The sequence below is a fragment of the Micromonospora sp. NPDC047620 genome (assembly GCF_043205005.1).
Taxonomy (GTDB): Bacteria; Actinomycetota; Actinomycetes; order Mycobacteriales; family Micromonosporaceae; genus Micromonospora.
The window spans coordinates 19,966-30,685 of the sequence record NZ_JBIDDG010000042.1 but is presented as its reverse complement, the minus strand read 5'-3'; the positions used below and the strand labels follow the sequence as shown (position 1 = coordinate 30,685).

Sequence of the window (10,720 nt, the reverse complement as noted above, 5' to 3'; positions counted from 1 at the left end):
GAGCACCGTGACCCACACCGCCGCCCTCCACGCCCGAGCCGCCGCCCACAGCCTCGGAGACGCCCTCACCCGGCTCCGCCACGCTGCCGCCGCAGAGGCCGCCCACATCGCCTGTGAGGGCCTGTACGCCGCCGACGGGCTCCGCTCCACCACCTACGGCGTCCGGTACGGCAGCGGCGGTCACAGCGACCCCACCGCCACCACCTACCTCGTCCACGACCGGCCCTTCCAGGTCAACCGGTCGCAGGCCCTCTACGACGACCTCACCGAACAGCTCCGCCAGCTCGCCGCTCCGCTGCCCGGCGCCGGGACGCCGCTCGACCGCATCCACGCCGCCATCCCCCGCATGCGAGCGGACATCGCCCAAGCCGCCGCCTGCGCCCTGCACCGGCTCGACGAGGTGGCCCGCCGGCACCTGCACATCGGACCCGCCCGGAGGTCGCTGTCCGGCCCGAAGGCGCCCGCCTGCCCGGTCTGCGGCATCCGCAACCTCCACCTCCAGACCGCCGGCCCGCAGGACGCGTGGACGGTGGTGTGTGACGGCGAGTGGCGGGACGGTCGCCTCAACCCGTGCCTGTGTGTGGGTCCCGGCTGCCCGTGCGGCGTGGACGGTGCGGTGCCGGGCGTCGCGCACATCTGGCCCCGTGACGCCGTCATCGGTGCGGTCGCGGGGGCCGCACCAACCCAACCCGCCAACTGACCCAACCGGCCCGAGAGGACGACCATGAAGCCCCCGTTCCCGTACTACGGCGGAAAGATCACCATCGGGCCGGCCATCGCCAGCCTGCTACCCGCGCACACCCACTACGTCGAGCCGTTCGCCGGCAGCCTCGCCGTCCTGTTCGCCAAAGAGGCCTCGATCCACGAGACCGTCAACGACCTCGACGAGAGCATCATCAACTTCTGGCGGATCCTCCGCGAGCGGCCCGACGACCTCGCCCGCGTCTGTGCGCTCACCCCCCACTCCCGCGCCGAGTACGAGGCCTGCGCCGACATCGACGCCACTGTCGACGACCTGGAGCGGGCCCGCCGGATGTGGGTCCGGCTCACCCAGGGACGCTCAGGTCGGCTGCGGCGGGCGGGCTGGCGGCACTACGTCGCGCCCGCAGGCGTCAGCACCGGCATGCCTGGCTACCTGGACGGCTACGTCGAGCGGATGGCGGCCGCGGTCGAGCGGCTCAAGAACGTGACCCTGGAGTGCCGGCCAGCGCTGGAAGTGATCCGCACCTACGGGGCCCGCCCCGACGTGCTGCTCTACGTCGACCCTCCGTACCTCGGCAGCGTTCGCGCCAACGACCGGTCGTACCGCCACGAACTGATGGCCGACAACGAGCACCGAGAGCTGGCCGAGGCCTTGCACTCCTGCAAAGCGGCCGTGGTGCTGTCCGGCTACCCGTCCGACCTGTACGACCGCGAGCTGTACTCCGGCTGGGACCGGCACAGCATCGCGGCGAGCACCTTCCACGCCGACGTCCGTGCCGCCCGTACCGAGGTGCTGTGGTCGAACCGGCCGCTCGGTGTGCAGGGCGCGTTCGACTTCGACGAGCTGGGGGCGGCCTGACCGACCGTGGCCCGTGGCGTGAGTCCACCTCTCGTCACGGGCCACGCAACCCGACCCGAACGACCGAAGGAGACACCGAGATGAGCCCCGACCAGATTGCTCAGCGCATCGCCTCCGCGATCGAAGGCGACTATCCCGAGGTGTTGCTGGTCGCCCACGTCGACAGCGACCCGACGGCGGTGTGGGTTGAGGCAACCGACAGCGACGGCTTTACCCACACGTTCCGGCTGACCGTGGAAGCGCAGTGACCGGGTGTGCCACTTCCAACGAAGTGGCACGGGGGGTCGAAGGTGACGGAGTGTCGCCCTAGGCCCGGACCACAAGTGGTGCCACAATGGGTGTACCACAAAGGAATCACAGAGAAGGAAAGAGGCACCATGCCTACCGAGACCACCGCGTACACCGACGCCGACGTCGAGCTGGTCGCCAATGCGCTCTGGGCGGAGTGCGGTGCGCCCGGCCCGGCAACCCCCACCTGCCGTGAGGACGCCCGCGCCGCGCTGGACTCCCTTGCCCGCGCCGGCCGACTGCTGCCCACCGGGGGCAAAAAGAGGACGGAACACGAGATCGACTGGCAGCACCGCGACCGCGAGCAGGACAGCCCAACGATGACCTACGACGACTTCGCCGAGCACCAGGTCGACAACGAGATCGCAGAGGCTGGCCACCTCGGCTACGAGCCCCGGCAGGTTCGGCGACGGGCCATCCTGACCTGGCCGGACGGAGCGACCTTCACGAGCGCGTGGGAGATGCGGTGACCGACCCGACGCCGCACACCGGCATGGAGTTGGGCTACGCCCGCGTCTCCACCACCAAACAACACCTCGACCGGCAGATCGACGCCCTCGAAAAGGTCGGCATCCCCACCGACCGCATCTACGTCGACAAGCGCACCGGCGCCACCGTCGACCGCGACGGCCTCAAGACGCTGCTCGCCTACGTCCGGCCCGGCGACACCATCGTCGTCTACACCCTCGACCGCCTCGGCCGGAACCTGCGCGAAGTCCTCAACCTCGTCCACGACCTCAACGACCGCGGCGTCGGCGTCCGATCCCTTGCCGACCCCATGCCCATCGACACCAACGCCACCGGCATGGGCCGCATTGCGTTCCTGCTGCTGGCGCTCATCGCCGAAATGGAGCGGGTGTTCACCGCCGAACGCGCCGCCCACGCCCGAGCAGTCGCCGCCGCCGCCGGAAGGAACATCGGCCGCCCGAGGGCACACAGCGACGCCCAGATCGAACACGCCCGACTGCTGCGGGAGCGGGGCGACAGCCTGTCCCAGATCGTGAAGAAGACCCAGATTCCGAAGTCGTCACTGCGCCGCTACCTGAGCACCGCCGAGACCACGAAGTGAGGACCCCGATGGACGACATGCAGCGCTACCGCGAGATCCGCGACAACGCCGACCCCGACGACCCGGTGAAGACCCTCCGCCTGTCGCTGATCGTTGCCTGCGACGAGGCGCTCGTCGAAGCCCTGAAGTTGGAACGACAGGGCAAGCGCGGCAAGGTGCGCGCCCTGGGCTTCACCGCCACCGCCGACCTGCTCGGCCTCTGACCGGCCGCCACCGAGGCAAGACCACCACCCGCTGAGGGAGAATCGAACCGTGGACGACCTGCCCTGGATCAACGGCCGGCAATGGGGAACCGCCCACCAACTCGCCGCCCACCTCGGCGACGACATCACCCCCGCCATGATCCGCCGCTGGCGCGACCGCAAAGGACTCACCACCATCGCCGGCTACTCGCCTCTCGACGAAGCCGCCGCCATCGAACACGCCACCCGCACCTCAACACGCGGACGCCCCCGCCAACTTGACCTTGCCGCCGCATGAGCAGATGATTGTTCACGACTCCGTTGGCGGAGTGTGCCCACAGCCCGGCAGGTCGACCCCCCAGGTCCCGCCGGGCTGTCGCGTACCCGGGGTTCGGGACGCGGGGCGAGGGAAGCGGGCAGGCCAAGCGGCGGGCTGGCCTGCCCGCACACGCCCACCACGGAGGCAGCCATGGCCGCCCGCTGGGCAGGACGCAAAGGAAGACCGTGGCTCAGGCTGTGCGCCCAGGTGTACGCCGAAGAGACACACTGCATCCGCTGCGGCAGGTACGTCGACCAGACCCTGCCACCCCGCACACGCTGGTCCCGCAGCGTCGACCACAAGGTGGCGCTGCACCTCGGCGGTCAGCCCCTCGCACGCGGCAACGTCGGCCTGGCCCACTACGGATGCAACAGCAGGCACGGCGCCTACCTCAGATGGGCAACGAGGGGACGCAAACGCCCAGCCGAGGACGCATCGCCGCAGCTCAGCACATCTGAGGACTGGTGAGCGTCAGGGGGAGGGCGGGTCGAAAGTCCACAGGCCCGCAGGCAGACCCCACGCTCCTGTCTCCCGTTTTTCCCCCCGCGCTGGATCTTGGAGGCGGCTTGTGGGGCTCACGAACGCCGAGCGGCAGCGCCGATACCGCGAACGGAAGCGCGCTGAGCAGCGCAATGGCGTCACGGACGTTACGTCGGCCGTCACGGGACCTGTTACGCGTAACGACGTAACGCCGGACGGCCCGAAGCTCGGTCCGCGGGGCCGGCGACTCTGGGAGCAGCTCACCAACGAGGGCGCGGCGCTGAAGCCGGCCGAGAGGGTGCTCGCCGAGGAAGCCAGCCGGACCGCGGACCGCCTGGACACCCTGGATCGGATCCTGCGGGGCGATGAGGACGCGTGGATGCGGTTTCGGTCGATGAACGAGGACGGCACCGTCGTCGCGGTGCAGATCAACAACGTGTTGGCGGAGGCCCGCCAACAGCAGGTAGCGCTCAAGGCTCTGCTCGCGGAGCTGCGGACGTCCCAGGCCGGCGGCGCGGCACCGAAGACACCCGGCGCCCGACCACCGGCAGCGAAGGAGGACGTCGGCGATGTCTCTGCTGGCTCCCCCGGCGTCGTCAGTCTCGCCGCTCGGATTGCCGCTAAGAGGGGCGGATCGACCGCGGGTTGAGACGCACCCGGAGTTCGCCTACTCGTACGGCGAGGAGGCATCTGAACTGATGCGCCGGGCCCGCCGGCCGCTGGACCCGTGGCAGGTCGACGGGGTCACGCTGATGCTGGCATGCCGCGATGACGGGCAGTGGGCCTGCTACGAGTACTGCGAATGGGTGAGCCGGCAGAACGGCAAGGGCGGCATGCTGGAGGCCCGGGCGCTGACCGGATTCCTCCTGCTCGGTGAGCAGCTGATCCTCTGGAGCGCCCACCTCTACAAGACCGCCGTGGAGATGTTCCGTCGGGTCAAGGCGCTGATTCGGGCGTTGGGTCGGCGGGTCAAGCCAAACAACGACGACCTGTGGTGGGTGCCCGCCGTCGTGGTTGATGAGGAAACCGGCGAGTCTCGCGAGGAAGAGGTACTCGTCAAGGTTTCGAACGCCAACGACAATCGGGGCTTCGAGCGGCTCGATACAGGCGCGCGAATCCTGTTCATCGCCCGGTCGGCCGGCGGCGGCCGGGGCATGTCAGGCGATGTCAACATCATCGACGAGACGTTCGACTATGACCGGGACGAACACTCGGCCCTGCTCTATACCCTGAGCGCCCGGCCGAACCCGCAGATCATCTACACATCGTCGCCGCCGCTGAAGGGCGACACCGGTGAGATCATGTACGACTTGCGTCGCCGGGGTGACCCCACCGCGCCTCGGGACGCCGATGATGGACCGTGGGCGCAGGACCCCTCTCTCGGCTACCGCGATTGGGGCCACGCCGGGGACCTGGAGGACGTCCAGGTCGACATCGAAGACGTCGCGGTGGCTGCAGCCGCCAACCCGGCGTACGGCATCCGTATCACCCTGGAGACGATCCAACGGGAGTTGCGGTCCGACCGTGCGGGCTATCCACGGGAGAGGCTCGGCATCTGGCCTCGCGAGATACGCGCCCAGAACGGCGCAGTCATCTCCGCCGAACTGTGGGAGGCGCTCGGCGACCCGCAGTCGACGCGGGTTGGAGACATCGCCATCGCGATCGACGTCAGCCCAGAGCGGGATGGGGCGATAGCGATTTGCGGCCGGCGGGGCGACGGCCTGGCGCACTGGGAGCTGATCGAGGACCGCCCGGGGACGGATTGGATTGTTGACCGGGTACTGGAGCTGAAGGCGAAGCACAACCCGCTGGTCATCGCGATCGACGGGAAGGGCCCGGCCGGCTCACTGGTGTCCGACCTGATGAAGAAGGGCCTCAAGCCCTCCGCGGACCCGCAGGAGCCCAAGCCGGGAGACCTCGTGGTCTCGGGGGCGCAGGACATAGCTGACGCCTGGGGCAAGTTCGTCGATGCCGCCAAGCAGAAGCAGGGCCGGCATCGCCGACAGCCGCAGCTTGACGCGGCGCTCGGCGGCGCGAAGATCCGGTCGATTGGCGACGGCGGAACAGCGTGGGGCCGGAAGCACTCGGCGAACATCGCGCCGCTGGTGGCGGTGACCCTCGCCCATTGGGCGTACGAGACTCGCGCGCACCTCATCGTCGAGGAGACCGCGCCGAACATTTGGTGAGGAGCTGGTCGTGAACGACTTCGTGGAGGCGCTCGGGTACGCCCTCATCGTCGCGTTCCTGTACCTGGTGTGGGCGCCGCTGGCGCTGCTGGGCGGCGGTCTGCTGCTGGTGGTGTGGGCGAACGTGCGCGAGAAGCGTCCGGCCGGCCAGAAGGGCCGCACGGCGGCGGCGCTGGGCGCGGCCTGGGGCGCGGCAAGGCGGGCGTACCGGGCGCAGCAGGAACTGCCCGACGGGCCGCCGGTTCGTCGGATCGCGTGAGTAGGAGGGGGTCGCGGTGACGTTGTTCAACTCGGCCCGGGCCGCGATCCGCAACGCCAGCGTGGAGTCGCCGGCGGTGCCGCTGACCTCGACGACGCTGTTGGAACTGTTCGGCGGGCCGAAGGTCGCCGCCGGCGTGGCGGTCAACGAGCAGGGCTCGCTGGGCATGCCGGCGGTGTGGCGGGCAGTGAACTTGATCGCCGGCACGTCGGCGTCGCTGCCGCTGCACGCCTACCGCTACGAAGACGACATCCGGGTTAGGGTCGGTCCGGGTTCGCAGGCGGCGCGGCTGCTGGTGAACCCGCACCCCGACATGACGCCGTTCGAGCTGTGGGAGCAGGTGTTTGCGCACCTGCTGCTGTGGGGCAACGCCTACCTGCGGGTGCTGCGGAACCGGCTGGGTGAGATCGCCGAACTGTGGCCGATCCACCCGTCGCGGGTCCGCGCCGGCCGCGAGTCGGAGACCGGCACGAAGGTGTACCTCATCGACGGGGCCCTCGACGCCGAGTACACCGACGAGAAGATCCTGCACATCCCGGGCTTCGGCTACGACGGGGTGTGCGGCGTGTCGCCGATCCGGGCGGCCCGGCAGGGCATCGGCTTGGCCCTCGCCGCGGAGCAGTACGGGGCGCAGTTGTTCGGCAGCGGCTCTCTCGCGTCCGGCATTCTGCAGACGGAGCAGCGGCTCAACCCGGAGCAGGCCGACGCGCTGAAGGCCCGATGGAAGGCGAAGGTCGGCGGCCTGGACAAGGCCCACGACGTGGCGGTGCTCGACTCCGGCATCAAGTTTCAGCAGCTCAGCATCCCGCCGGAGGACGCACAGTTCATCGAGTCGCGGAAGTTCCAGATCGACGAGGTCGCGCGCATGTTCGGCATCCCGCCGCACATGCTGATGCAGACCGAGAAGTCCACGTCGTGGGGCACCGGCATCGAGCAGCAGGTGCTCGGGTTCGTGAAGTTCACCCTCCGGCCGTGGCTGACGCGGGTGGAGCAGCGGGTGACGAAGCTCCTGCCGCCGCAGCCGGTGTACGCCCGGTACTCGCTGGAGGGGCTGCTGCGCGGCGACTCCCAGCAGCGGGCCGCCTTCTACAAGCAGATGTGGGAGTTGGGCGCGTTCAGCACCAACGACATCCTCCGGCTGGAGGACATGCCGCCGGTGGAGGGCGGAGACACCCGCTACCGGCCGCTGAACTTCGGCGAGCTGGGCCAGCCCGACCCGAACACGCAGGAGGTGCCCAGCGATGCCTGAGCCCAGCTACCGGTTCCGTGGGCGGGTCGCGCCGTCGGCCCGGGCGAAGACCCCGATTTGCGCCGAGCAGCCCGCCAGCGACGTCTCCGACGGGGTGGCGACGCTGCGGCTGTACGACCCGATCGACTCGTGGGGCGACTTCTGGGGCGTCTCGGCGAAGGAGTTCGTGCGGGCCCTCGACGAGATCCCGGACGTGCACGAGATCCGGCTGCACATCAACTCCCCGGGCGGCGAGGTGTGGGAGGGCATCGCCATCCTCAACGCCCTGCGTAACCATCCCGCGCGTGTTGTTGCGGTCGTTGACGGCCTGGCCGCGTCGGCGGCGTCGTTCATCGCGACGGGCGCCGACGAGGTGGTGATGGGCCGCAACACCGAACTGATGATCCACGACGCGTGGGGGCTGGCGATCGGCAACGCCGCCGACATGCGGGACCTCGCGAGCCGCCTCGACAAGATCAGCGACAACATCGCCAGCGTGTACGCGGCGAAGGCTGGCGGCACCGTCGAGTCGTGGCGGGCGGCGATGCTCGCCGAAACGTGGTACTCCGCCGAGGAGGCCGTGGCCGCCGGCCTGGCCGACCGGGTGGAGGGTGCCGAGCCCGACGTGGACGCGAAGAACGCGTTCGACCTGTCGGTGTTCAAGCACGCCGGCCGCGCCCAGGCCCCGGAGCCGGTGATGCCCCGCGAGGACCCGCCCGCCCCGCAGCCGGAGCCGGTCGCCGACCGGATCCCGCGGCCTGATGACCCGCTGGTGCGCCACCGCAACCGGCTGGCCCGCACCGGGCGATAGCCCACCCACCTTCGTACCCGACGGCAACAGGGCCGGCCGGGACGTCCGCATGCTCACGGAAGGGACCACGCATGCCTACCACCCAGCAGCTCCGCGAGCAGCGGGCGAACATCTGGGAGCAGATGAAGGCTCTCATCGAGAAGCCGGAACGCTCCGCCGAGGACAACCAGACGTACGACCGGCTGGAGACCGAGTACGACAAGCTCGACGGCGACATCGAACGCCAGGAGAAGCACGAGAAGCGAGAGAAGGAGAACAACGCGGTCGACCGCCGCGGCGTCGTCCCGCCCAGCGACAAGCCGGCCGAACCGACCGAGGAGGCGTACGCCAGCGCGTTCCGCAACTTCCTTCGTGAGGGCGTCAACGACCTGGAGCCAGAGGAGCGGGCGTTGATGCGCTCCCGGTTCGAGCAGTTCAAGAACGCAGCGGGCGCCGGGACCGGCGCGGCCGGCGGCTACTTGGTGCCGCCGGAGTTCCGCGACCGGATGATCGAGACGATGAAGTGGTACGGCCCCATGCTGCAGGAGGCCGAGACCATCACCACCGACACCGGCGCGAACCTGCCGTGGCCGACGAACGACGACACCGCCAACGTCGGTGCGATCCTCGCGGAAAACACGCAGGTTACCGAGCAGGACGTCACGATCGGCACCGCGTCGATCGACGCGTACATGTACACCTCCAAGCTGGTGCGCGCGTCGTACCAACTGCTGCAGGACCGGCCGGATTTCGACGACTGGCTGGCCCGCAAGCTGGGCGAGCGCATCGGCCGCATCTGGAATCAGCACTTCACCACCGGCACCGGCACCGCGCAGCCCGATGGCATCGTCACCAGCGCCACCGTCGGCGTGACCGGCGCGGCCGGTACCGCTGCGAGTGGTCCGGCGTACGCCAACTTGGTGGACCTGGTCGAGTCCCTCGACCCGGCGTACGGAGCCGGCAACGGGCTGCGCTGGATGATGCACCAGTCGGTGCGCAAGTCGCTGCGGAAGCTCACTGACTCGCAGAACCGGCCGCTGTGGGAGCCGTCGCTCCAGGCCGGCGAGCCGGATTCGCTGCTCGGGTATCCGACGCGGCTGAACAACGACATGCCGACCCTCGGCGCCAACTCGAAGTCGCTGCTGTTCGGCAACATCCGCGAGGCGTACCTGATCCGCACGGTTCGTGGCATCAACACGCTGCGACTGACCGAGCGGTACGCAGATTTCCTGCAAGTAGGCTTCCTGGCCTTCGCTCGCGCCGACGGAGCTCTGCAGAACGGCAATGCTGTGCGCGTGTGGCAGGCCGCCGCCACCTGATCGGTTGATGCGGGTGCGGTATGCGAAAATCGGTCATGCCTAACGCCGAGACCACGGCTCGCTACCGCGCCCGCACCGATGAGGAACTGCTGGCGCTCACGCCAGCGCAGAAGACATGCCGCTCCTGCAAGGAAACCAAGCCGGGCGACGAGTTCGCGCGGGACAGGTCCAAGCCGGACGGCCGCGACACGCGCTGCAAGGCGTGTGCTCGCCAGGCGACGAGCGAATACCGACGCGAGCATCCTGAGCGGGTTCGCGCCACTGCGGCCCGCTCCTATCGGCGGACGTACCAAACCACCCGGGCTTACAAGCTGAAGCGACTGTACGGCCTCACCGTTCTTGAGTACGACGATCTATTCAAGGCTCAGGGTGGTCGTTGTGCGATCTGCCGGCAGCCGGAGACGGCTCGGGACAACAAGACCGGCGCGGTGCGGGACCTGGCGGTTGACCACTGCCACAACAGCAGCAAGGTTCGAGGCCTTCTCTGTGCTCGCTGCAACTCCGCAATCGGGCTGCTCAACGACGATGCCGACGTGCTGCGTTCGGCGATCCGATACCTAGAGGAGACGTGTAGAGATGGCACAGGCCAGTGAGAACACGAGCGGCGCCGGGAACACGGCGGTGCCGAAGCACGGGGACCACGACCGGGTGGCGATGCTGTCGCTGCGCGCCGACGGCTCCCCGGACCAGCTCGCCCCGGAGATGATCGGCGACAAGGAGTTCGCCCGGGAGGCGACCCGCCGGCAGTTCCAGGAGCAGGCGGTCAGCGCGGCGGACGTCGCCGAGCGGGGCGTGACCGCCGACACCGGCGCCGAGGAGGTCGGCCAGGACCCGGAGATCGAAAAGCTCCAGAAGGTCCACGAGAAGGCGGCCGGAGAGGCGGAGTCGGCGGCGGACGCGACGGTGAACGCCCTGTTCACCGACGACCCGCAGCTCACCACCGGCACCGAGGTGAAGCCGGCCGCGCGGAGCACCGCCACCGCGGCGGACACCTCGAAGTCCAGCAAGAACAGCAGCACTCGCTGATGGGCGGCCCCGC

The 10,720-nt window shown here is 69.5% G+C and carries 15 protein-coding genes; all 15 read left to right on the top strand.

Annotated elements, in window-relative coordinates:
• The first annotated feature begins 7 nt into the window (after positions 1-7).
• The 15 genes from ACGF5C_RS31635 to ACGF5C_RS31565 all read left to right on the top strand — a co-directional run bounded on the left by ACGF5C_RS31635 (position 8) and on the right by ACGF5C_RS31565 (position 10,707).
• Positions 8-700: a hypothetical protein gene (locus ACGF5C_RS31635; RefSeq protein WP_393307593.1), complete on the top strand. Its 693-nt coding sequence runs from the start codon at positions 8-10 to the stop codon at positions 698-700.
• A gap of 24 nt (positions 701-724) precedes the next feature.
• Positions 725-1,561, top strand: a complete 837-nt coding sequence (locus tag ACGF5C_RS31630) for a DNA adenine methylase (RefSeq protein ID WP_393307591.1) — start codon at positions 725-727, stop codon at positions 1,559-1,561.
• 80 nt (positions 1,562-1,641) lie between these two features.
• Positions 1,642-1,809, top strand: a complete 168-nt coding sequence (locus ACGF5C_RS31625; RefSeq protein WP_393307589.1) for a hypothetical protein — start codon at positions 1,642-1,644, stop codon at positions 1,807-1,809.
• Between the two features lie 129 nt (positions 1,810-1,938).
• Positions 1,939-2,319 carry a hypothetical protein gene (locus tag ACGF5C_RS31620; protein WP_393307587.1) on the top strand — a complete coding sequence of 127 codons (381 nt, stop codon included), beginning with the start codon at positions 1,939-1,941 and terminating at the stop codon, positions 2,317-2,319.
• Positions 2,316-2,918: a recombinase family protein gene (locus tag ACGF5C_RS31615; RefSeq protein WP_393307585.1), complete on the top strand. Its 603-nt coding sequence runs from the start codon at positions 2,316-2,318 to the stop codon at positions 2,916-2,918. The genes ACGF5C_RS31620 and ACGF5C_RS31615 overlap by 4 nt, the downstream gene beginning before the upstream one ends.
• An 8-nt stretch (positions 2,919-2,926) precedes the next feature.
• Positions 2,927-3,121 (top strand): hypothetical protein, encoded by a 195-nt coding sequence (locus ACGF5C_RS31610; RefSeq protein ID WP_393307583.1) that lies wholly within the window; start codon positions 2,927-2,929, stop codon positions 3,119-3,121.
• A gap of 49 nt (positions 3,122-3,170) precedes the next feature.
• Positions 3,171-3,398 carry a hypothetical protein gene (locus ACGF5C_RS31605; protein WP_393307581.1) on the top strand — a complete coding sequence of 76 codons (228 nt, stop codon included), beginning with the start codon at positions 3,171-3,173 and terminating at the stop codon, positions 3,396-3,398.
• Between the two features lie 589 nt (positions 3,399-3,987).
• Positions 3,988-4,548, top strand: a complete 561-nt coding sequence (locus tag ACGF5C_RS31600) for a hypothetical protein (RefSeq protein WP_393307579.1) — start codon at positions 3,988-3,990, stop codon at positions 4,546-4,548.
• A 49-nt stretch (positions 4,549-4,597) separates the two neighbouring features.
• The gene (locus ACGF5C_RS31595) at positions 4,598-6,085 is read left to right on the top strand and encodes a hypothetical protein (protein WP_393307577.1); all 1,488 of its coding nucleotides are present in this window, start codon (positions 4,598-4,600) and stop codon (positions 6,083-6,085) included.
• Positions 6,086-6,095: 10 nt separating this feature from the next.
• On the top strand, positions 6,096-6,344 hold the full coding sequence (locus ACGF5C_RS31590; protein WP_393307575.1) for a hypothetical protein: 249 nt from the start codon (positions 6,096-6,098) through the stop codon (positions 6,342-6,344).
• 16 nt (positions 6,345-6,360) lie between these two features.
• The gene (locus tag ACGF5C_RS31585) at positions 6,361-7,593 is read left to right on the top strand and encodes a phage portal protein (protein ID WP_393307573.1); all 1,233 of its coding nucleotides are present in this window, start codon (positions 6,361-6,363) and stop codon (positions 7,591-7,593) included.
• On the top strand, positions 7,586-8,383 hold the full coding sequence (locus ACGF5C_RS31580; RefSeq protein WP_393307571.1) for a head maturation protease, ClpP-related: 798 nt from the start codon (positions 7,586-7,588) through the stop codon (positions 8,381-8,383). Before ACGF5C_RS31585 ends, ACGF5C_RS31580 begins: the two co-directional genes overlap by 8 nt.
• Positions 8,384-8,454: 71 nt before the next feature.
• Positions 8,455-9,681 (top strand): phage major capsid protein, encoded by a 1,227-nt coding sequence (locus tag ACGF5C_RS31575; protein WP_393307569.1) that lies wholly within the window; start codon positions 8,455-8,457, stop codon positions 9,679-9,681.
• Between the two features lie 20 nt (positions 9,682-9,701).
• Positions 9,702-10,274 (top strand): endonuclease VII domain-containing protein, encoded by a 573-nt coding sequence (locus ACGF5C_RS31570; RefSeq protein ID WP_393307567.1) that lies wholly within the window; start codon positions 9,702-9,704, stop codon positions 10,272-10,274.
• Complete coding sequence (locus ACGF5C_RS31565; protein ID WP_393307565.1) at positions 10,258-10,707, top strand: hypothetical protein; 450 nt, start codon at positions 10,258-10,260, stop codon at positions 10,705-10,707. The genes ACGF5C_RS31570 and ACGF5C_RS31565 overlap by 17 nt, the downstream gene beginning before the upstream one ends.
• Positions 10,708-10,720 lie beyond the last annotated feature (13 nt).

What these genes read in the sequence shown, in the direction of transcription:
- ACGF5C_RS31575 (WP_393307569.1), top strand. Translation starts at nt 8,455, where the DNA reads ATGCCTACCACCCAGCAGCTCCGCGAGCAGCGGGCGAACATCTGGGAG.
- ACGF5C_RS31595 (WP_393307577.1), top strand. Translation starts at nt 4,598, where the DNA reads ATGCGCCGGGCCCGCCGGCCGCTGGACCCGTGGCAGGTCGACGGGGTC.
- ACGF5C_RS31570 (WP_393307567.1), top strand. Translation starts at nt 9,702, where the DNA reads ATGCGAAAATCGGTCATGCCTAACGCCGAGACCACGGCTCGCTACCGC.
- ACGF5C_RS31565 (WP_393307565.1), top strand. Translation starts at nt 10,258, where the DNA reads ATGGCACAGGCCAGTGAGAACACGAGCGGCGCCGGGAACACGGCGGTG.
- ACGF5C_RS31625 (WP_393307589.1), top strand. Translation starts at nt 1,642, where the DNA reads ATGAGCCCCGACCAGATTGCTCAGCGCATCGCCTCCGCGATCGAAGGC.
- ACGF5C_RS31580 (WP_393307571.1), top strand. Translation starts at nt 7,586, where the DNA reads ATGCCTGAGCCCAGCTACCGGTTCCGTGGGCGGGTCGCGCCGTCGGCC.
- ACGF5C_RS31610 (WP_393307583.1), top strand. Translation starts at nt 2,927, where the DNA reads ATGGACGACATGCAGCGCTACCGCGAGATCCGCGACAACGCCGACCCC.
- ACGF5C_RS31630 (WP_393307591.1), top strand. Translation starts at nt 725, where the DNA reads ATGAAGCCCCCGTTCCCGTACTACGGCGGAAAGATCACCATCGGGCCG.
- ACGF5C_RS31620 (WP_393307587.1), top strand. Translation starts at nt 1,939, where the DNA reads ATGCCTACCGAGACCACCGCGTACACCGACGCCGACGTCGAGCTGGTC.